This is a genomic window from Rudanella lutea DSM 19387 (assembly GCF_000383955.1).
In the GTDB taxonomy this organism is placed as follows: Bacteria; Bacteroidota; Bacteroidia; order Cytophagales; family Spirosomataceae; genus Rudanella; species Rudanella lutea.
In genome coordinates, this window is sequence record NZ_KB913013.1 from 4268914 (window position 1) to 4288935 (window position 20022).

Annotated in this window: 18 protein-coding genes; 8 read left to right on the plus strand and 10 right to left on the minus strand. The window is 55.4% G+C overall.

Translation table 11 applies throughout. The annotated features are described in order from the left end of the window. Window positions 1–20: 20 nt before the first annotated feature. The 3 genes from RUDLU_RS0117730 to RUDLU_RS0117740 form a co-directional block, all read right to left on the minus strand. Window positions 21–3221, minus strand: a complete 3201-nt coding sequence (locus tag RUDLU_RS0117730) for a SusC/RagA family TonB-linked outer membrane protein (protein WP_245581684.1) — start codon at window positions 3219–3221, stop codon at window positions 21–23. 394 nt (window positions 3222–3615) lie between these two features. Further along, window positions 3616–4689: a ferrochelatase gene (hemH, locus tag RUDLU_RS0117735; protein WP_019989753.1), complete on the minus strand. Its 1074-nt coding sequence runs from the start codon at window positions 4687–4689 to the stop codon at window positions 3616–3618. Window positions 4690–4802: 113 nt separating this feature from the next. Beyond that, a complete protein-coding gene (locus RUDLU_RS0117740; RefSeq protein WP_019989754.1) occupies window positions 4803–5579 on the minus strand; it encodes a hypothetical protein in 777 nt (258 codons plus the stop codon). Window positions 5580–5663: 84 nt separating this feature from the next. Between RUDLU_RS0117740 and RUDLU_RS0117745 the strand changes: the two genes are divergently transcribed. After that, window positions 5664–6599: a hydrogen peroxide-inducible genes activator gene (locus RUDLU_RS0117745; RefSeq protein ID WP_019989755.1), complete on the plus strand. Its 936-nt coding sequence runs from the start codon at window positions 5664–5666 to the stop codon at window positions 6597–6599. 3 nt (window positions 6600–6602) lie between these two features. Here the strand turns inward: RUDLU_RS0117745 and RUDLU_RS0117750 are convergent, their stop codons facing one another. The 3 genes from RUDLU_RS0117750 to argS form a co-directional block, all read right to left on the minus strand. Continuing rightward, a complete protein-coding gene (locus RUDLU_RS0117750; RefSeq protein WP_019989756.1) occupies window positions 6603–7499 on the minus strand; it encodes a 1,4-dihydroxy-2-naphthoate polyprenyltransferase in 897 nt (298 codons plus the stop codon). 84 nt (window positions 7500–7583) lie between these two features. Next, window positions 7584–8141 carry a glutathione peroxidase gene (locus RUDLU_RS0117755; protein ID WP_425414143.1) on the minus strand — a complete coding sequence of 186 codons (558 nt, stop codon included), beginning with the start codon at window positions 8139–8141 and terminating at the stop codon, window positions 7584–7586. 153 nt (window positions 8142–8294) lie between these two features. Then, window positions 8295–10085 (minus strand): arginine--tRNA ligase, encoded by a 1791-nt coding sequence (argS, locus tag RUDLU_RS0117760; protein WP_019989758.1) that lies wholly within the window; start codon window positions 10083–10085, stop codon window positions 8295–8297. Between the two features lie 288 nt (window positions 10086–10373). On the opposite strand from argS, the gene RUDLU_RS0117765 reads away from it, so the two are divergent. From RUDLU_RS0117765 to RUDLU_RS0117780, 4 genes are all read left to right on the plus strand, one after another. Then, on the plus strand, window positions 10374–11933 hold the full coding sequence (locus RUDLU_RS0117765) for a hypothetical protein (protein WP_245581685.1): 1560 nt from the start codon (window positions 10374–10376) through the stop codon (window positions 11931–11933). Between the two features lie 106 nt (window positions 11934–12039). After that, entirely contained in the window at window positions 12040–12747 is a 708-nt protein-coding gene (locus RUDLU_RS27690; RefSeq protein WP_019989760.1) for a hypothetical protein, read from the plus strand. A 185-nt stretch (window positions 12748–12932) separates the two neighbouring features. Continuing rightward, on the plus strand, window positions 12933–13976 hold the full coding sequence (locus tag RUDLU_RS0117775) for a class I SAM-dependent methyltransferase (protein WP_019989761.1): 1044 nt from the start codon (window positions 12933–12935) through the stop codon (window positions 13974–13976). Window positions 13977–14066: 90 nt separating this feature from the next. After that, a complete protein-coding gene (locus tag RUDLU_RS0117780) occupies window positions 14067–14879 on the plus strand; it encodes a polyprenol monophosphomannose synthase (RefSeq protein WP_027303176.1) in 813 nt (270 codons plus the stop codon). A 77-nt stretch (window positions 14880–14956) separates the two neighbouring features. Here the strand turns inward: RUDLU_RS0117780 and RUDLU_RS0117785 are convergent, their stop codons facing one another. The 3 genes from RUDLU_RS0117785 to RUDLU_RS0117795 all read right to left on the minus strand — a co-directional run bounded on the left by RUDLU_RS0117785 (window position 14957) and on the right by RUDLU_RS0117795 (window position 17294). After that, window positions 14957–15877, minus strand: coding sequence for an SDR family oxidoreductase (locus tag RUDLU_RS0117785; protein ID WP_027303177.1), 921 nt, complete (start codon window positions 15875–15877; stop codon window positions 14957–14959). A gap of 92 nt (window positions 15878–15969) precedes the next feature. Then, on the minus strand, window positions 15970–16671 hold the full coding sequence (locus tag RUDLU_RS0117790; RefSeq protein WP_027303178.1) for a peptidylprolyl isomerase: 702 nt from the start codon (window positions 16669–16671) through the stop codon (window positions 15970–15972). Continuing rightward, complete coding sequence (locus RUDLU_RS0117795; protein WP_019989765.1) at window positions 16668–17294, minus strand: ABC transporter ATP-binding protein; 627 nt, start codon at window positions 17292–17294, stop codon at window positions 16668–16670. The genes RUDLU_RS0117790 and RUDLU_RS0117795 overlap by 4 nt, the downstream gene beginning before the upstream one ends. A gap of 156 nt (window positions 17295–17450) precedes the next feature. On the opposite strand from RUDLU_RS0117795, the gene purN reads away from it, so the two are divergent. Together purN and RUDLU_RS0117805 are read left to right on the plus strand one after the other, a co-directional pair. After that, the gene (gene purN / locus RUDLU_RS0117800; protein WP_019989766.1) at window positions 17451–18038 is read left to right on the plus strand and encodes a phosphoribosylglycinamide formyltransferase; all 588 of its coding nucleotides are present in this window, start codon (window positions 17451–17453) and stop codon (window positions 18036–18038) included. A 26-nt stretch (window positions 18039–18064) separates the two neighbouring features. Then, window positions 18065–18451, plus strand: coding sequence for a hypothetical protein (locus tag RUDLU_RS0117805; RefSeq protein ID WP_019989767.1), 387 nt, complete (start codon window positions 18065–18067; stop codon window positions 18449–18451). Window positions 18452–18510: 59 nt separating this feature from the next. Here RUDLU_RS0117805 and RUDLU_RS0117810 read toward each other — a convergent pair whose 3' ends face one another. Then, window positions 18511–18735 (minus strand): hypothetical protein, encoded by a 225-nt coding sequence (locus RUDLU_RS0117810; protein WP_019989768.1) that lies wholly within the window; start codon window positions 18733–18735, stop codon window positions 18511–18513. A 130-nt stretch (window positions 18736–18865) separates the two neighbouring features. Between RUDLU_RS0117810 and RUDLU_RS0117815 the strand changes: the two genes are divergently transcribed. Then, complete coding sequence (locus RUDLU_RS0117815) at window positions 18866–19663, plus strand: sulfite exporter TauE/SafE family protein (protein ID WP_019989769.1); 798 nt, start codon at window positions 18866–18868, stop codon at window positions 19661–19663. Window positions 19664–20022: the final 359 nt, after the last annotated feature.

Here is a 20022-nt window from a genome sequence, read left to right on the forward strand (position 1 = left end):
TGGTAAGGTCGTTTGGAGGATTAGAAACTCAGCGCAAAACCGGCGTTGTACAGGCGCTGGGGTGGGTACACCAGAGCACCGTTCGACGAGATTTCGGGGTCGACCTGAATGGCTTTCAGGTTATCGAACGAAATCAGGTTGGTGCCGTTGACGTACACTTTCATGGCCGACATGCCCAACCGGCTCAGGAATGCCTTCGGGATGTTGTAGCCGATTTCGAGGTTACGCAGGCGCAGATAGCGCACGTTGGTGACCCAGAAATCGCTCCGGCGGCTGTAGTTTACGTGGCTGGGGCTGTCTTTCCGAACGGCCGGATACGTGCCCGGAATCCAGGGGCTGTCGGCGTTGAACGGGTCGGCCCGGTGCCAGCGGTCCTCAAAAATGTAGCCCGGCGAGGTGCCGTTGTTCTGGAACGGAATTTTCTGCTCCACTTCGCGCCGGAACGTTTGCAGGCCCGCGCCCACTACGTCGACCTGCAACGTGAAGCCCCGGTAGCCCAGCGTACCGTTGAAGGCGTAATTGAAGTACGGGGTGGCTCCCTCGGCGTACCCGATGGGCCGCTCGTCGAGGTTGTTGATGACCCCGTCGCCGTTGACGTCCTTGTAGATAAAGTCGCCCGGCAGCTGGGTGCGGTTGCCCTGTCCGTCGTTGTCTACGTTGTACGCGTCAATTTCCTGCTGCGAGCCAAACCGACCCACCACCTGGTAGCCCCAGTTGATGCTCGACCACCGGTCGACGGCCGAGTTGCGGTACTGATCCCACGAGTTGCCGAAGCGCGGCTTGTAGATTTCGAGGCTCCGCTGCCGGGCCAGGGTGGCATTGCCCCCAATGGTGTAGGTGAGCCCGCCCACTTTGCCATTGTACGACAGGGCTCCTTCGATACCCCGAATGGCGTCGGAGTTGAGGTTGGCGTTGGGCAGGGTGTAGCCTACTTCGCTCGGCAACAGCACGTCGTACTGGGCGGCTGGCAGACCTTTACGCTTGCGCTCAAATACATCGAATTGACCCGATATTTTGCCACCAAGCAGACCGAAGTCCAGACCTAAGTTAGTCGATACGTTGGTCACCCACGACAGCGTGGTGATGGGTAGTCCGCGCGGCTGTACCCCAATGGTGTAGTTACCGTTGAAGATGGCGCTGCCCTGCAAAAAGTTATAGCCCGGTAGGTAGCTGAACGGAGCCACAATGAAGTTATCGTTGATCAGGTCGCTACCCGTTCTGCCATAGCTGGCCCGGAGTTTCAGCTCGCTGATGGCGCTGCCCACTTTGTCTTTGAAGAACGATTCCTCGCTCACCCGCCAGCCTACCGACGCGCCGGGGAAGAACCCGTACCGCCGACCGGGGGCAAACAGAAACGAGCCATCGTACCGCCCGAGCAGTTCGAGCAGGTACCGCTGTTTGTAGTTGTAGTTGACCCGGCCAATGTAGCCCGCCCGCGCTGTTACGTTCCACTCGTCGATGAGCAGATCCTGATTAGCAAACGACATGAGCGGGATGTAGTTGTTGGGCGGAACCGTGTGCACTACCAGATATTTGTTGTCGGTGTCGTACCGTTCGTAGGCGGCTACCGTGGCCAGACCATGATCGCCAAACTGCTTGTTGTAGGTAGCCTGCAACTGCATAAACCGGTCGGTGATGTTCCGCTTCCGGCGTTCGCGCCAGGGGTTCTGGTTACCCCCGCCCGGCACCACATTGTAGGTGTCCGTTTTGGGGTCGTAGGTGTAGGCATCGTAGGTGTACTCAAACCCGTCGAAATCGAAGTTAGAGAAGTTGTACGAGTACGTACCTTTCACGCTCAGCCCAAAATCGAAGTCGTACTGGGCCGTAAAGTTGGCTTTGGCCGCCCGCCAGATTTCGTCGATGGTACCCGTAATCTCTTTGCGGTACGTAGCCGGGTTTACGTTTACGTTGTGCGTCTGGTTGATGTACTTGGGGTTATCGTTGGCGTAGGGCCGCTCGGTGGGCCACATCGAGAAGATACTCAGGAAGGGGTTGAAGTAGTCGTCGAGACCCGGTACGCCAATCTGAAACCGATCTTCGATCCGACCGCTGATCTGGGTACCAATCCGGAGTTTTTTGCTTAACCCGGCTTCTACGTTCGCCTGAAAATTACTCCGCTTGAAGCTATAATCCCGGATAAGGGCGTCCTGCGAGAGATGGCTGGCCGATACGTAATACGTCACGTTTTCGGACCCACCCGACACGCTGCCGTTGAGGTACGACTGCGGTACGTTGGGGCGCATCACCATGTCGTAATAGTCGAAACTCTGGTAACCTTTTTCGGTGCCTACGCGCCATTTTTCGAGTTCGGGGGCGGTGATGGTACTTGGGATACCCCGGTTCTGATCCGATTCGGCCAGGGCCCGCACGTGCTGGTAGGCGTTGGCCGGGCGTGGGTACCGCGTGAAGTTCTGAAGCCCGTAATACCCCGATAGGCTGATAACGGGTTTCTGACCTGCTTTGCCCCGCTTGGTGGTTACCAGCACCACCCCGTTGGCCGCCCGGAGCCCGTAGATGGCCGCCGAGCCGTCTTTCAGAATCGAGATGCTTTCAATGTCGTTGATACCGAGGTTGTTGAACTGCCCGGCATCGGCCACAATCCCGTCGATGACGTACAGGGGCGAGCCCATGTTCCGAATCTGAATGTTGGTGCCGCCACCGGGCCGGGCGTCGGTTTGGCGGGCTGTAATGCCCGGCACCCGGCCTACCAGTGCACTCGAAGTGGCTACGGCAGGGGTGCGGATAATCTCGTCGGCTTTAACGGCCGCTACGGAGCCGGTTACCGTACCCCGTGACTGCGTACCGTAGCCTACCACTACTACCTCGTCGAGCGACTGATCGTCGGCCGCCAGTTGAACCGTGAGCCGGGTCGAGTTGCCTACCGTGATCTCCTGCGAGCGGTAACCCACAAATGAGAACACCAGTACTGTATTGGGATTAGGTACCGTGATCGAAAACTGCCCCTGAGCGTCTGTTGTGCTGCCCCGTGTGGTACCCTTTACGACCACGTTGACCCCCGGAAGGGCCTCGCCTTTGTCGTCGGTTACTTTGCCCGACACCACCACGTCGGCGGGTTGTTCCATCATGCGTTCGTAGGCCAATCGTAGTTCGGCCCCTTCGTTCGATGCCTCGGCATCGCCAAACACCAGACCCAAGGTCAGGGGTACAAGTGCGCATCGGATTGCCAGACTTGCCGGATAGCGTTGTAATGCTCGTCTCATGATGCTGACTGGTTTAGATTTCTTTTAAAAGGGAAGTAGGTGAACACATAGCTAAACAGGTTTACTACTGATTAAAATGTTTAGGCAAAAAAGTACAATTAATCAAAGCTAAAGTCCTGTTGAAATAAAGTCAAATAAATGTCAAAATTCAGTCAGTATTGGGCAAGATGATGGGTATAAACAAAATAATTTTAATGAAAATTGTGAAAAAACAGTCAATTGTAGCTAATATTTAACATGTCGCTAACTGAGAATTGATATATACTGAAGGTCACAAATAAGTAAGTGTGTCTGTTATGCAGACGATGGGCAAAGGGGAGGGCCGGGGCAATAAAAAAACCGCTTACTTCTCGGGCGGAAGTCAGCGGTAGGTATAAATTCGGCGTCGGAGCTATTACCGGTATGCTTTCGATTTTACCAGATCTTCGAGCAGGTCAATCCAGATAGGGCTATCGTTCAGGCTTTCGACTAATTGCCAGTGTTCACCGCCTTCTTCTTCAAAAACTTCTTTGTACTCCTCTCCCACCTCGATGGTTGTTTCGAGACAATCGGCCACGAAAGCGGGCGAAAATGCCAACACACTCTTGATGCCTTTCTTGGGGAGTTCCTTGATGACGTCTTCGGTGTAGGGCTTGATCCAGGGATCGTTGCCCAGCCGCGACTGAAAACAGGTGGTGTACTTGCCTTCGGGAATACCCAGCGCTTTCACCAGCAGGCGCGTGGTTTCGAAACACTGCGCCCGGTAGCAATGCTGGTTCATGGCCGTGAGCGAGTCGCAGCAGGAGCCCAGCTTGCACACCTGCTTGGTCACGTCGCCCTTGCGGATCTGACGTTCGGGCAGGCCGTGGTAGCTAAACAGGTAGTGGTCGTACGCGCGCTCGGCCATGTATTTGCGGCCCAGCTGCGCGAACCCCTCCACAAACTTGGGGTGGTCGAGGAAGCTGTTGACGAACCGAATTTCGGGGATGATCTGCCACCGCGACACAATGTCCATCACCTTCTCGTACACCGAGCCCGTAGTGGCCGAAGCATACTGCGGAAAGAACGGGATTACGATGATCTCGGTAAGACCGAGCCGTTGAAAATGCGCCAGCCCGTCGGGAATACTGGGGCTTTGGTAGCGCATAGCCAGTTTTACCTCGTATTCGTCGGTGCCGAGCCGCTGTTGTAGTTCGCGCTCGGCTACTTCGCCGTAGTATTTGAGCGGAGAGCCATTATCGGTCCAGACTTCGCGGTAGGTCTTGGCCGATTTGGGGGCGCGAAACGGCGCAATAATCCCATTAACCAGCAAGAACCGGGGCAGGGCCGGAATATCAATAACGCGACCATCCATGAGAAACTCACGCAGGTACTTGCGCACATCGGGGACGGCCGGGCTGTCGGGGGTGCCCAGATTAACCAGCAGAACGCCGGTTTTGCCCCGTGGTTTTGATTTGTTGACGGATGGGTATAATACGGGTGATTCCATGTTCGGGTAACACGAAAAAGGAGTTTACAGTTTTCGGTTTACAGTTTTCAGTTGTTCTTACCTTTCGCAACCTAACTGAAAACCGTAAACCGAAAACTGTAAACTCTAAGAGGTCAGTATCGATTCAGATCCGGGCGTTCAAACGAGGTGAATACTTCGCCGGGTAAGCCCGTAAACACCCGAATGTCGGACAGTTCGCGAGGGCCGCGCTTGCCCGATAGCTTGATGCCGCCGTAGGTCTGGTAATCGGTCCAGGGAAGAATAAAACCCGGTTTTTCGTCGGTGAATTTGGGATAGTACGCCCACTGCGACACCAGCCGGGTGGTTTTATCGACCCACACTTTGTACTTATTGTCGGGGGTGTTGCCCACGCCCTTGAAAGTCAGTTGCAGCACATCGGCTGGTTGTTTGGCCTCGGTCGAGTCGGTGCCGATATACTTGAGTGTCACGCCCGAGTCTTTCAGTTTAAACGGCATCACAAGCCAGTACGAATCGTTGATCCAGGCCCCTTTGGCCGCTTTTACGTACTTGGCTACTGAGTCGGCATTGATTTCTTCTTTGCCGTTGCGGTACACTCGCCCCTGATCGTTGTTGATGTTGAGTACAACCGTCTGGTCGTTTTTGAGGTTATCAACCCGTACGTTACCGGTCCATTTGTCCCAAACCAGCCGTCGGTTTCCAAAAAATGTCCAGGCAATAAAATGGGTTTGATCCCAGGCTTTGCGGCCACCCATAGCCCGCATTACCTCGTCGGCAATTTGTACGGCACGGGGGTCAGAACCGGCCATATCGAAGCCCGGAGCGGCCGGATTATCGGATTTTGACCGTTGGGCCAGCAGGGGCGAAACGCTCAGCAGAAGAGCGACTATGAGTAAAAAGCGGTTGCGCATGAGCAAAGGAGAATCGAGTTTAAGGGCAAAAGTAATTTGGAAGGCAATTTGTTTGGTGCTCAGACCCGTAGATTTGCAATCAATATGACGCTAACCCAACTCGAATACATCATCGCGGTCGATACATTCCGGCATTTTGCCACGGCGGCCCAGCACTGTCATGTGACGCAGCCAACGCTCAGCATGCAAATTCAGAAGCTGGAAGACGAGCTGGGGGTGCAGTTGTTCGACCGCTCGCGTCAGCCCGTAGTCCCGACCGAGGTGGGGCAGGTGATTCTGCTTCAGGCGCGGGAGGTGGTGCAGGCCGCCCGCCGTATTCCCGAGATTGTGAAGGAGTCGAGCGACGAAATTAGCGGGGAGCTCCGGCTCGGTATTATCCCGACGCTCGCGCCGTACCTGCTGCCGTTGTTTATCGGGTCGTTTATGAACCGGTTTGCGGGCGTCTCGGTGCAGATTCAGGAACTCACCACCGAACACATTGTGGAACAGCTGCGGAAGGGATTGCTCGACGTGGGCCTCGCCGTAACGCCCCTGCACGAGATGGGCCTTACCGAAAAGCCGCTGTTCGAAGAACCGTTTGTGGGGTACGTGGCCGATTCGCACCTGCTGGCCCGGCAACGGGAGTTGTCAGGGGCCGATTTGCAGGCGGATGGGCTCTGGCTGCTGACCGAAGGGCACTGCTTTCGCGATCAGGTAGTGAACCTCTGCGGGGCCGATTTACGCAGCCGGTCGGCCTTGCGGTACGAAACCGGCTCGCTCGAAACGCTCATCAAACTCATCGACCGGCAGGAGGGGTTTACATTGCTGCCGTATCTGGCCACGCTCGACATGGACGAGCCGCGCCGGGCTCGTTTGCGGCCGTTGGGCGACCCTAAGCCGGTGCGTCAGGTGAGTTTGCTCCTGCACCGCAACGGCCTCAAGCGTCGGCTCATCGACGCCCTGCGCCGGGAAATACTGGCTCATCTGCCGCCCGAAATGGCGCAAGCAACCGAAAACCGTAAACTGGTAGGATTACGCTGACCTTTAGGCCAACACTTGCCCAATACCGAACAGCAGGACAAATACGAGCGTCGAAAGGGCCAGTTGCCCCAGCCGTGGGTTTAGCTCGCCCGGTTGCCGGTGGGTGGCTACCGCCCGGCCGTTGAGCACAAACAGCGGAAACGAAAGCAGGTAGAGGTACGTGACCGATGGGGCCGAGGTCATCACCGAATACAGCAGGGCGCAGATCATGCCAGCCAGCAGCAGCGCCCAATGATACTGAATAGCCCCCGCCCGCCCGAGCCGCACCGGAATCGAGTTTTTGCCCGTTTTGGCGTCGGTTTCGATATCGCGGATGTTGTTGATATTCAGTACGCCCGTGGCAAATAGCCCCACGCTGGTAGCGGGCAACAGCAGCAGCGAATCGAACGTAAGGGCGTGCAGATAGTAGGTGCCCAACACGCCCACCCAGCCGAAAAAAATAAGCACAGCAATGTCGCCCAGACCGGCATACCCGTATGGTCGCTTGCCGTTGGTGTACCCGATAGCGGCCGCGATACAGCCGAGACCCAGAATAAAGAACGACCAGAACACCACCTGCCCGCCCACGCGGGTTGCTTCCACCAGGAGCCAGATACCCGCCACCAGCGAGAGTACCGCCGTGACTACAATCCCCCGAAACATGGCTTCTTTGGTAATGTCGCCCGTAGCAACGGCCCGGCGTGGGCCTACCCGCTCGGCGGTGTCTTTGCCCGACACGGCGTCGCCATAATCGTTGGCAAAGTTGGAGAGTACTTGCAGAAAAACCGTTGTCAGGCAGGCGAGTGCGGCAATGGTTGGGCTAAAATGGCCGGTAGCATAGGCCAGAAAACTTCCCAGAATAATACTGGCCAGGGCTAATGGTAAGGTACGGGGGCGCGCAGCGGCAATCCAGGATTTCATAAAGAGTGAAAGAGTGAAAGAGTGAAAGAGTGAAAGAGAACCCGTCTTCGAATTCCACGCTTTCGCTCTTTCACTCTTTCGCCATTAAATTCCGACTGCCTTCTTAAACTCAGCGTCGTCTGGCTTCACACCCGACGCGAAGAAGTTGGTCAGCTGACCCTGCTCGTTGATCACGTACTTGCAGAAGTTCCAGGTAGGCGCTTTGTCGTTCCAGCCGTTCAGCTCTTTTTTAGAGAGCCACTTATACAGCGGGTGCTGATTGTCGCCCACTACTTCCACTTTCTCGAACATCGGGAACGTAACGCCGTAGTTTTTCTGGCAGAAAGTAGCAATATCATCGTTGCTACCGGGCTCCTGACCGGCAAAGTTGTTGGCCGGGAACCCCAGTACCACAATTTTGTCGCCGTGCGTTTTGTAGAATTTCTCCCAGTCGGCGTACTGGGGGGTATAGCCGCATTTCGAGGCTGTATTCAGAATCACCACTTTCTTGCCCTTGTATTTGCCAAGGTCAATGGTTTTGCCGTCGAGCGATTTTACGGTAAAATCAAACAGCGTTTTTGCGGGGGCTTCCATGTGTGCAGGGGCAGAAGCAGCGGCTTTTTTGTCGCTGAAAATGCCTTTGACAAGTGTTGAGAGTGACATAGCATTAGCGGTCACCAGCGCAAGGGCGACCAGAGTAAATACAGTGATTGTACGTTTCACGGAGGTAATCGAAAAATGGGTTGTTGGCAGACATCGTTATCGATGCAACTAAACAACCCATTGTTAAAACGAAAGGTTTTGACCGTATATGGCTTACATTTTCTCGGGTACCTCAATGCCCAGCAGCCCCATGGCTTTCTTGATGGTCTGCCCCACCAGGTCGGTTAGTGCCAACCGCACGATCAGTATGCGGGCGTCTGGTTCGTTCAGAATCGAAACGTCGGCGTAGAACTGATTGAACGTCTTGGCCAGTTCGTACGCGTATTGGGCAATGTACGAAGGCGCGTAATCGTCGCCGGCTTCGGCTACTCGCTGCGTGTACTGACTCAGCAAAAACAGCAGTTGCTGCTCCGTCGGGTGGAACGACACCGCGGGCAGCTCGGCCGGAACAGCCAGCCCCTGCTCGGCTGCCTTGCGCATGATGGAGCGTGTACGGGCGTAGGTGTACTGGATAAACGGCCCCGTATGTCCGTGCACATCGACCGACTCGGCCGGATTGAATAGCATCCGTTTTTGGGCATCTACCTTGAGCAGGAAGTACTTGAGCGCCCCCAGTCCGACCATCTGAAACAAGGTGGCCTGCTCATCGGCCGTAAACTCGTCGACCTTGCCTTTGGTGGCTTCGTCGGCAGCGGTGCGGGCGGCCTCGGTCACGGTCGATACCAGATCGTCGGCATCGACCACGGTGCCCTCGCGTGACTTCATCTTGCCCGAGGGCAGGTCGACCATGCCGTATGAGAGGTGGTAGCAACCCTCGGCATAAGGGCGGCCCAGCCGACGCATAATCGAGAACAGCACCTGAAAATGGTAGTCCTGCTCGTTGCCCACCACCCAGATGGAACGGTCGTTTCCGAAGTCGTTGAACTTCAGGTCGGTGGTGCCCAGGTCCTGCGTGATGTACACCGAGGTGCCGTCGGAGCGGAGCACGAGTTTCTGGTCGAGGCCCTCGGCGGTGAGGTCAATCCAGACCGAACCGTCGTCTTTACGGTAGAAAACACCTTTCTGGAGGCCTTCTTCCACCACCTCTTTACCCAGCAGGTAGGTTTGTGATTCGTAATACGTCTTGTCGAAGTGGGTACCGATTTTGCGGTAGGTCGCGTCGAAACCGGCATACACCCACTCGTTCATTTGCTTCCAGAGGGCCACCGTCTCGGCATCGCCCTGTTCCCACCGGCGGAGCATGGCCTGTGCCTCCAGAATGAGCGGAGCCTGCTTTTCGGCCTTTTCTTTGTCCATGCCCTCGGCCACCAACTGCTCAATCTGGGCTTTATAGGCCTTGTCGAACAGCACGTAGTATTTGCCGATCAGGTGGTCGCCTTTAAGACCGGCCGATTCGGGCGTCTCCCAGGTGCCGTTGGGTAGTTGTCCAAACTTCTGGTAGGCCAGCATCGACTTACAAATATGGATGCCCCGGTCGTTGACAATACAGGCCCGCACCACGTCGAAACCGTTGGCTTCGAGAATTCGGCTAACCGATTCGCCCAGAAAATTGTTACGTAAGTGACCCAGGTGCAATGGCTTGTTGGTGTTGGGCGACGAAAACTCGACCATCACCGAGCCACGATGGGCTGGGGCGGGGGCCTCGGTACGCAGAGCCGTGAGCAGATCGGTCCAGACCGAATCGGCAACGCTCAGGTTCAGAAAGCCCTGCACCACGTTGAATCGGCTGACCACATCGGTGTTTTCCTGCAACCACTGCCCGATGGTCTGCCCAATTTCGACGGGCGACTTGCGGAGGGCTTTGGTGAGCGGAAAGGTAACGAACGTGTAAAGGCCCTCGAACTCTTTTTTAGTAGGCTGGAGGGTGATATCAGAAACGGTTTCGCCGTAAATCGTGGTGATCGCCTGCCCGATGGCGGCCTTTAGTTGCGCTTGTAAATCCATTCGATGCGGTCGGCTTAGTGGTCCGACGGGAGTTTTCGGGTGCAAAAGTACAACGCGGATGTTTGAGAAGCTGTTTGAGTTAGCGATTTGAGATTGTAGGGAGCGGATTTTGGTTGCTGACAAGCCAATTTTTGCCGGTCGTAGCTGTTGCTACGGCCCAAAAAAGTGGTGCAGACAGCGACCGAAAGCTGCCTTTACGAGCCAAAGTGGTTAACTCAAACAGCTTCTGATACAGGATATGCAGCGTTAAACGTTTAACTTTACCTCACTACGGACAAGCTGAAATTCATGCGGGTACAACTACTTCTTATCTTGATTGGGTGGCTGGGAGCGATGGTCGGTGCACAGGCGCAACTGGAGCAGGCTCGCCGACTCGAATTTGCCGTTGACCCCAACGTGCAGGAGTCATTCGACGTCACGACGCTCGGCCTGAAAGGCGTTCTGGTGACGGTTCGGAAAGGGGGCTATTACCCCAACGACCCGGCTCAGTTCCGGTTTCAGGCCTACAGCACCGACCTCAAGGAGCTTTGGAGCGCTCAATTCAAAGCGGATGGCCGGTTTGAGCCCCGGCTTTCGTACCACGATCAGAACTTTCTGTACTGGCTTTTTCAGGAAGACAATACCGATAATATTCAGGTGCTGCGGGTGGGCCTCAACGACGGACTGGTCGAAACCTTCGAGGGCGATTTGCTCAACGGTATGGATATTCATCATTTCAAAGTGGTGGAGAACCTGGCGTATATCGGCGGTAGTCACAGCACCCGGCCGGTGGTCATGGCCTTTTCGTTTTTCGACCGCACGGCCAAGGTGCTGCCCGGCCTGTACGTCAACCATATCGAAATCAGCAGTATCGAGGTCGACCCGATCCGGCGCGAGGTGCATGTGCTGGTACACAGCCAGAAACGCGGCTGCCAGTTTTCGGTCCGTTCGTACGGGTATGATACCAAGCCGATTCGGACGCTGGAGTTTGGCGGGGATGAGCACAACCTCATTTCGGGGAAACTCCTGACCGTCAACGATGATGAGTTGCTGCTCATCGGTAATTACTCGGCCGACTGTACGCCCTACTCGCAGGGTATTTACGTGACCCGTATCCGGCACGATGAGAGCGGCCCCGCCGATGCCGACCGGATTCAGTACATCGAGTTTTCGGCCCTGCAAAACTTTTTCAAGTACCTCAAACCGAAGCAACAGCAGAAAATGCAGGCCCGCATCGACCGGCGTAAGCAGGAGAATCGGGAGACTAAATTCCGGTACCGGTTGCTGGTGCACGACCCTATTCTGACCCACGATGGGCTGTTGCTGGTGGCCGAGGTGTTTTTCCCGCAGTACCGGGGCAATGCCCTGCCGTACGCCATCAGTACCCCGCGCGTAGGGCCGTCGGCCGTTGATCGGTACTTCGATAGTTACCGCTACACCCACGCTATTGTGTGCGGCTTCGACCGGCAGGGCAACCTACTCTGGGACAACTGTCTGCCTATTCCAGACATGGAAAGCAACGAACTGGTAGAGCGGGTGCAGGTGTCGCAGGTGGAGGATAAACTGGTGCTGGCTTATCCAAACAAAGGCGAAATCAACCTGGAAGTGATGCAGGGTAACCGCACCATTCGGGAGCGCGAAAACTTCTCGCTTAAGGTGGGCGCCAACGAGCGGCAGAAAATCACCGATAGCGAACACGAAAACTTAGCGGCCTGGTACGGGCATTATTTTCTGGCCTGCGGGTTTCAGAAAATTGTCGACGACCCCCGGCAGGGCTTCAACCCCCGCGAGGTGTTCTATCTGAACAAGCTCACGTACTCGCTCGACGAAAAACCTGCCGACGATAAAGCGAGCCGTTCGGGGAAGTAGATGGTCTTTAGCGGGACCACTGGCAGTGGTAAAACCTGAATCCCGGCGAACTCCGTAACTTGCAGCCCAAACGCGCACCCCGTGGGCGAACGTCAAACTTTGTACAATGAATCGATGGTTTAACCGGCGCTCAGCCGGGTGGTGGTTGGGTATTTTACTCGTAGTTGGATTGGTGGTTTGGGTTGTGACGGATCTGGCTATTCCACGGCCGCACAGCATCCGACAATTCGACCCTAACAGTGTGGCTCGTATCGAAACGGCCATTTGGCGCTCATACGTCAACAACGGCCGGGTGTCGCTTTACCGGCAGTTGGCGGGTGGGCTGCGGTCGCAGTTTAATACACCCTACTGGCGGTCGTATGGGTTGGCGTTTCAGGCGAGCCGGGCTGCCTTTGTTCTCAAAGAAGGCAATACCCCGGCCGACTATGAAGCGGCTGTTCCGTTGCTGCTGGATTATTACACGGCCGTCAAACGGCTGTCGGGCGAATCGTTCGATCCGCAGGCTATGGCCCGGCTCGACGTCGAAGCCTGGGCGATGCACCGCAACCGGGGCCGTTACTCGTACGACGACCTGGCGCGCATATTGGCCCAAAGTGCCGGTAAGCTATACGGCTTGCCCCCGGCCCGATTTGCCGATTATGGCGTGTTGCGGGCGCAGGCCATCCGGCAGTACGACGAGGCTCGTCGGCGGAATCCGGTACCCAAAGAAGCCGACTGGCAACGTATGGAGCAGCAATTGCATTGGGCATGGCAGAGCCTCAGCCGCGTGCTTGCACTCGACCGGCTGGAGCGTGCCGGGCGGGTGGCAAAATAGCCAGGAAACAGATTTTTAGGGCTTATTACCGGCGTTTTGGTGTTTATATAGTTCATCGATTTTGGTTGGCTCATTGCTGGTTTACCTGTCTGACGACGAGGTAGGCGTTCGCGGTTATACACCAGACGGCACAAACCATAAACAAAAAACCAGACACCATAAACCAGGAACCGCCCGCCCCCTACATGCAGCTATCCATTTCTCCCGACAACCCCCTCGAATGGCTCGCCCTGCGGGCCGACATTGTGCCTTGGCCGCTTGCCCATGTGCAGATTATGCCCGTTGTGGCCAAAGCCGTGCTCGAAGCCGCCGACAAAGGGGTGTTTGAGGCCGTAGCCGCCGGGGCCGACACAGTAGCCGCTGTTGCCCAAACCTGCAACCTGCACCCCAAAGCCACCCGCGAGCTAATGGGTCTGCTCACGGCCTTGCGGTATTTTAAGTACCATAACGAACGATTTACCCTGACCAAATCGGCCCGGAAATGGGTGCTCAAAGACAATCCCGAGTCGGTGTACGGTATGATGCTGTTTAACAACCGGGTGATGTGGCCTTGGCTCGATAAAATGGGCGAGTACCTGCAAACCGGCAAGGGGATTCACTACCATGACCACCTGACGGCCGAAGAGTGGCAATACTACCAGAACGCTATGCTGGCCGCTACCGGTACCGAAGCAAAAGAGTTTGGCCGCAAAGCGCCCGTTGCCAAAACGGCTACCGATATGCTCGACATTGGTGGTTCGCACGGACAGCACTCGGTGGCACTTTGCCGCCGGATTCCAACCCTCCGCTCCACCATTCTGGACTTACCTGAGGCCATCGCGCAGGCTGCCCCGCTGCTGGCCCGGCTGGGGTTGGGCGAGCGCGTACAACACCGGCCGGGCAACGCCCTCACCGATGATTTTGGCCACGAACAGTACGATGTGATTCTGATGTCGAGCCTGGCGCATCATTTCAACGATGAACAAAACCGGGCCGTGGCGCAGAAAGTAGCGCGGGCCCTTCGGCCGGGTGGGGTTTACATCATCAATGAGTTTATTCGGCCCGAAACCGGTGCCAAACCCGAGTTGGTCGGCGGCTCTACCGACTTGTTTTATGGCCTCACGAGTACGGCCGGTAACTACTCCGTTGCCGAAATAAAAGACTGGCAAGCCGGGGCCGGGCTCAAACCACACCGCATAATCAATTACCTGACCATACCCGGCCGGGCCATGGTGGTGGCAAAAAAATAGTCGACAACAATTTTTAACAGGCAGAAAGCACGAACTTCGCGGTTCTTTGTGTTTTACCAACAACGAGCCTCCCCCCTCGTTTCCATAGCTGTGAGAGAATGCTTAGTGGTCATCCCGACCTACAATGAGATCGAGAATATTGAAGCCATTATCCGCAAAGTGTTTTCGCTGCGCGATCCCAATGGCCGGGCCGACGAATGCCCATTTGACCTGCTGATTGTCGACGATGGGTCGCCCGACGGTACGGCACAGGTGGTGCGCGACATTCGGGCCGAGATGGCGGGCACGGCTACAGTCGCCCGCTTACACCTGCTCGAACGAAAAGGTAAACTCGGTTTGGGAACGGCGTATCTGGATGGTTTCCGGTGGGGGATGGCGCAGGGGTACAACTACTTTTTTGAGATGGACGCCGACTTCTCGCATAACCCCGATGATCTGATTCGGCTGTACCATGCCTGCGCCCGTGAGGGGGCCGATGTGGCCGTGGGTTCACGCTACATCAAAGGTGTCAACGTGGTAAACTGGCCTATGGGCCGGGTGCTGATGTCGTACTTTGCCGGGGTGTACGTGCGGTTTGTGACGGGAATGCCCATCATGGATCCGACGGCGGGCTTTATCTGCTACACGCGCCGGGTACTCGACACGATTTTGCAAAACCGGATTCGATTTGTGGGGTATGCCTTCCAGATTGAGATGAAGTTTACCTGCTGGAAATACGGTTTCCGGCTCGTTGAGGTGCCTATCATCTTCACCGACCGTACCAAAGGCACCTCCAAAATGTCGACCAAGATTTTCAAGGAAGCCGTTTTTGGGGTTCTTCAAATGAAAATCGGCTCGTTTTTTCGGCATTATATCCCCGGCAAGCCTGCATTGGCAATCGAAGAGGCCAAAGTAAGTGCGTAGGGCGATACTAGCCTGACAGATGCTGAAGTTAAGCAAACCTTAACATCCAACATCTGCCAGGCTGACGGCTACAAACGTTACCGCTGACTAATCTGCTCGGCCAGAATGGCGATACCTTCCGAGAAGCTGCGTGGGTTATAACCGAGTACTGTTTGGGCCTTAGTGATATCGAAACCCGTGCGGGGTGGGCGCCGGGCAATTTGCTTAAACGTAGAGCCGTCGGCCTGCGCAATCAATGACTTGTCGAGACCGAAGAAATCGGCCGTTTGAATCGCCATTTCGTAGGGCGTGAGTACTTCTTTGCCGGAGATATTAAAAATACCTTCTGCCTGTTGGGTCGCAATGAGGGCGCAACCGGCCGCCAGGTCTTCGGCCAGCGTTGGGCTCCGAAACTGATCGGTCACTACCTGAATATTCTTGCCGTCTTCGAGCGACTTCTTCACCCAAAGAATAATGTTGCTGCGGCTCATATCGTGGGCAATGCCGTACACCAGCACCGTCCGGGCAATGGCCCAGCGAATGGGTTTGCCTACCTGACCGGCGTTTATCACCACTTTTTCGGCTGCATACTTGCTCCAGCCGTAGAAACTGATAGGGTTACCCTGTGCCTGCTCATCGTACGGGCCGGCAGCTCCATCGAAAATAAAGTCGGTTGAGACATGGCACAGAAAGGCGTCGGTTTGTCGGCAAGCCTCTACTATGTATTCTACGGCGGTCACGTTCTGCGCCCAGCAGGCGTCTTTTTCGCGCTCGCACTTGTCCACATCGGTCATGGCGGCTCCGTGAATCACGGCATCGGGCCGTACGTCGCCTATTACCTCGAGCACTTCCTGCTCGTCCGTGATGTCCATACTCCGGTAGGTGTAGCCTTCGGTGTAGGGTAGTCGGTTGGCCCCGCGCGCGGTCGCAATCAGTTCGACCTCGGGGTTGTTCGACAATAGATCCACTAATTTCTGGCCCAACAGCCCGTTGGCACCCGTAATGAGTATACGCATAATTTTTTGAGGAGTGAGGAGTGAGGACGGGGCCGCCCGGCGGTGAGGAGTGAGAACAGACACACGTCGGATACTCATTCCACCCGTTCAATTCCTCAGAACTGAACCTGATATAGTTTCGCTAACTTCTTCTTTTTGACCCATTTCCCCGAAACGGTCATTCGCACGTCTTTCAGCGGGCGGTCCTGTGCGGAGCGGGGTTGTTTGGCAATGCTGTCGACCACGGCCAAGCCCTCAACCACCTGCCCAAACACGGTATAGTTACCGTCGAGGTGAGGGCTGCCGCCCAGCGTTTGGTACACCTTCTGCTGTTCGGGGGTGGGTACGTGGCCGCTCATGTTCCGAATCCGGCTGATCTGCTGCTGCATGCCGGCATCGTCCCACACGCGTCCCTGCACAATGTAAAACTGACAACCGCTCGATGCCTTCTCGGGGTTGCCGTCGCGGGCTGCGGCCAACGCGCCTTTTTTGTGAAACAGAGTCGGGACAAACTCGGCCGGGATCTTGTAGCCTACATCGCCACTGCCGAGTGGTCGGTCGGCTTCGGCTGCTTTGGAGTTAGGGTCTCCCCCCTGAATCATAAACCGCTCAATGACGCGGTGAAACAATAGCCCGTCGTAAAACTTATCGTTGACGAGTTTAATGAAGTTGTCTTTGTGTTTCGGAGTCTGGTCGTGCAGCAGGAGCCGCATGGTGCCAAAGTCCGTTGTCAGCGTGACCAGAAAGTCTTTTTTCCGGCGGTTCTGTGCCTGAGCCAGCACAGGTAGTAAAAGGAGTAGGAGTAGGGTAGTCTTCACAAGTTGACTCGATTCGCAAAGGCGTCTTTCAGGCGTTGATCATGGGTAACAACCACCAAACTGGCCCCAATCTGCTCCGATTGCTGGCGTAGCAGATCAATTACCCGGTCGGTATTGGTGTCGTCGAGGCTGGAGGTCGGTTCGTCGGCCAGAATAACACTCGGCCCGTTCATTACCGCCCGGGCAATACTTACCCGTTGTTGTTCGCCCTGGCTCAGTTGGTTGGGTTTCTTGTCGAGCCGGTCTGAAAAACCCAACTGGGCGGCCAATTGGCGGGCGCGGTCTTTATGTTGCGGTTGCCCGGCCAGATAATTGGCCAGTACGAGGTTGTCGAGCACCGACAGTGACCCCACAAAGTGCGGTTTCTGGTAAACAATACCCACATGCTTAGCCCGGAAGGCGGCCGTCTCGGCCGCGCTGAGTTGCGTCAGGTCGGTATTATGAATCACAACTGACCCCTTGTGCGGCTTCAGCAGCAGGGCCAACAGGTGGAGCAGGGTGGTTTTGCCAGTGCCCGAACGACCCAGAATCAGCAGAGCCTCGCGGTCGGCACAGTGAAGGTCTGGAAAGACAAATTGTTTGTCGGAGCCGTAAGCAAACGTTAGTGACTGGGTTGTTAACATACCTTAACGCAGAAGGAGCATTCCGACAAAGTTACAAAAACCTCGTAATTTCGGGGGTTGGGAATGTGTAATGATAAATGCGTAATGCGTAAAGAAACGTTCGCAGTCGCAAAGTCATCATTCGCATTCATCATTAAGCATTACACATTACGCATTTTGAAAAAAATAGCCCTTTTCGCATCTGGATCCGGTAGCAATGCCGAAAAAATAGCCGACTATTTCGCCGAGCACGAGGGTGTTTCGGTAAACCTTGTTCTGACCAACAACCCCAAAGCCGGTGTAATTGAGCGCGCCCGCCGGGGCTTTGGTACGGGGCGGGTGCATACACCGGTGGTTGTGTTTGATCGCCCGACGTTTTACCAGACCAATCAGATCATCGAGCTGCTACAGAACCAGGCCGTCGACCTGATTGTACTGGCCGGTTTTATGTGGCTAGTGCCCGCCCAACTGGTGCAGGCGTTCCCGAATCGAATTGTGAATATCCACCCGGCCCTGTTGCCTAAGTTCGGCGGAAAAGGCATGTACGGTCATTTTGTACACGAGGCCGTGGTGGCCGCCGGGGAGCCCGAATCCGGTATTACGATTCACTTCGTCAACGAACACTATGATGAGGGGGCGGTTATTTATCAGGCAAGCTGCCCCGTAGCGCCAACCGATACCCCCGACGAGGTAGCGCGCAAGGTACAGGTGCTCGAACACGCGCATTACCCACGGGTGGTGGCCGAGGTGCTGGCTTCGCTCTAATTGATTAGTAAACCACTACACTTCATATGCTACGCTGGATATTCCTTCTGGGAGGATTATTGCTTTCACTGACCGGTTGTTTCCGGCCGGCTATTCCGATCTCGACGGGGCCGAAATTCCCTATTGATGTTTTCTACGAGAACGAGCGTCCATACCGCCCCTACGAGGTGTTGCAGGAAATGGAGAGCCGCCAGGAGTTACCACTCGACCGGCGTCAGAATCAGGACGGCCGCATGTTAAGCCGGGGTAATACCATGCAGGATAAGGAGTTGCTGCTGGCTAAAATGACGCTCGACGCCCAACGCGCCGGGGCCGATGCGCTCATCAATGTGAAATACACGTACTACACGACCGCTACCGTAAACGGTTATCTGCTCAGTGGGCAGGCCGTAAAATACCGGCCCGAAAACTAAGGGAGGTTTTTGGTTTAGCGTTTATGGTTTTGGGTTGGCTGCTTGTCCGAAACCAAAACCTACTTCACCTCTTCGTAATCTACGTATTCGCCACCTTTGTAGGGAGAGTCGGGCCGGGGAGGCACATAGTCGACCTTAGTGTCGCCCTCCCGGCGACGCGGAGGGGCCTGGCGACGCTGCTCTTTCACCAATTGACGACCAACCAGCAGGTAAAACACAAACCGGCGAACGGGGGGGACAAATGCGATGAGCAGAGCAATGATGAACAGAATCTTAAGTAACATGTGCGTCGCGTTTACGAATCAATAACGTTTGTGACCTACGTTTAGTTTGGCGTGACGAGGTGTACAAAGGTAGCAATTAATTCAGGCGGCAGGCACACCCGACAGGCGGTGTTGTTACTCTTTATTCGGCATGACAGGAGGAGCTTTTTTGGGGTATTTGGCCGCTTTGCTGGTAGGACTGGTTATCGGTCTGGCGGGCGGGGGCGGGTCAATTCTGACGGTGCCCATTTTTGTGTACGGATTCGGTATTTCGCCCTTGCTGGCTACAACCTATTCGTTATTTGTGGTCGGGGTTACGTCGATGGTGGGGTCTGTTAACCATCTTTGGCAGGGTCGTGTCGACTTGCGGACTACGCTGGCCTTTGCCTTGCCTTCGTTTTTGTCGGTGTACCTGTCGCGACGGTTTCTGGTGCCCGCTCTGCCCGACCCAATCGTTCGTTTTGGTGACACCTATCTGGCCAAAGAAGACGCCATTCTGTTCTTTTTTGCTTTTGTGATGGTGATGGCTGCCCGTGCCATGATCCGTAACCAGAAACCCGAACAGGGCGAGGCCCGCGATGGTCGGCCGCGGTACGGTACCCTGGCCCTCGACGGGCTGGCGGTCGGTCTGCTTACCGGAACCATAGGGGCCGGGGGCGGGTTTCTGATCGTACCGATGCTGGTGTTGCTGGCGGGGCTACCCATTCACCGGGCCGTGGCTACGTCGGTGCTGATTATTGCAGTCAACTCGTTTGTGGGGTTACTCGGCGACCTTCAGCACACCCGGCTCAACTGGGATTTTCTCCTGCCGTTTACCGGGTTATCCATCATCGGTATTTTTCTGGGTATGTATCTGGCCCGTTTTGTGGCCCCCGATCAACTCAAAAAAGGGTTCGGTTGGTTTGTGCTGGCGGTAGCGGGGTACATTATTCTAAAAGAAGTGATGTAGAGGAAGTTAGGAGTTAAGAGTTGCAAGTTAAGAGTTAACCTACGTGACCGTACTTGATTTTTGACTCAACCCCAACTGTAAGCTCTAAACAAGTGTAAGGGAAGTTTATTTGGGCTATTAATTCGATGGCCCAGAGCTACAAAACTTGTCCAACATCCGTTGGTACGGGTATAGGACAAGTTTATTTTGACAGGTTTGCAAAAACGTTTTTCTGACCGTCCTGCGGTCCGGAGAATTTACAGCCGGGCCGACGTATCGGATAAAGAGGATTTATCCAGGCCTGAATAAATCCTCTTCATCCTGTAATCCTGTCAAAAAACTTATCCTACACTATTCTAAACCAAAAACTGTAAACTCAA

Bases quoted from the DNA above. Each gene is read 5' to 3' on its own strand.
- RUDLU_RS0117730 (WP_245581684.1), bottom strand. From the start codon at position 3,221: ATGAGACGAGCATTACAACGCTATCCGGCAAGTCTGGCAATCCGATGC.
- hemH (WP_019989753.1), bottom strand. From the start codon at position 4,689: ATGGAATCACCCGTATTATACCCATCCGTCAACAAATCAAAACCACGG.
- RUDLU_RS0117740 (WP_019989754.1), bottom strand. From the start codon at position 5,579: ATGCGCAACCGCTTTTTACTCATAGTCGCTCTTCTGCTGAGCGTTTCG.
- RUDLU_RS0117745 (WP_019989755.1), top strand. From the start codon at position 5,664: ATGACGCTAACCCAACTCGAATACATCATCGCGGTCGATACATTCCGG.
- RUDLU_RS0117750 (WP_019989756.1), bottom strand. From the start codon at position 7,499: ATGAAATCCTGGATTGCCGCTGCGCGCCCCCGTACCTTACCATTAGCC.
- RUDLU_RS0117755 (WP_425414143.1), bottom strand. From the start codon at position 8,141: ATGTCACTCTCAACACTTGTCAAAGGCATTTTCAGCGACAAAAAAGCC.
- argS (WP_019989758.1), bottom strand. From the start codon at position 10,085: ATGGATTTACAAGCGCAACTAAAGGCCGCCATCGGGCAGGCGATCACC.
- RUDLU_RS0117765 (WP_245581685.1), top strand. From the start codon at position 10,374: ATGCGGGTACAACTACTTCTTATCTTGATTGGGTGGCTGGGAGCGATG.
- RUDLU_RS27690 (WP_019989760.1), top strand. From the start codon at position 12,040: ATGAATCGATGGTTTAACCGGCGCTCAGCCGGGTGGTGGTTGGGTATT.
- RUDLU_RS0117775 (WP_019989761.1), top strand. From the start codon at position 12,933: ATGCAGCTATCCATTTCTCCCGACAACCCCCTCGAATGGCTCGCCCTG.
- RUDLU_RS0117795 (WP_019989765.1), bottom strand. From the start codon at position 17,294: ATGTTAACAACCCAGTCACTAACGTTTGCTTACGGCTCCGACAAACAA.
- RUDLU_RS0117805 (WP_019989767.1), top strand. From the start codon at position 18,065: ATGCTACGCTGGATATTCCTTCTGGGAGGATTATTGCTTTCACTGACC.
- RUDLU_RS0117810 (WP_019989768.1), bottom strand. From the start codon at position 18,735: ATGTTACTTAAGATTCTGTTCATCATTGCTCTGCTCATCGCATTTGTC.
- RUDLU_RS0117815 (WP_019989769.1), top strand. From the start codon at position 18,866: ATGACAGGAGGAGCTTTTTTGGGGTATTTGGCCGCTTTGCTGGTAGGA.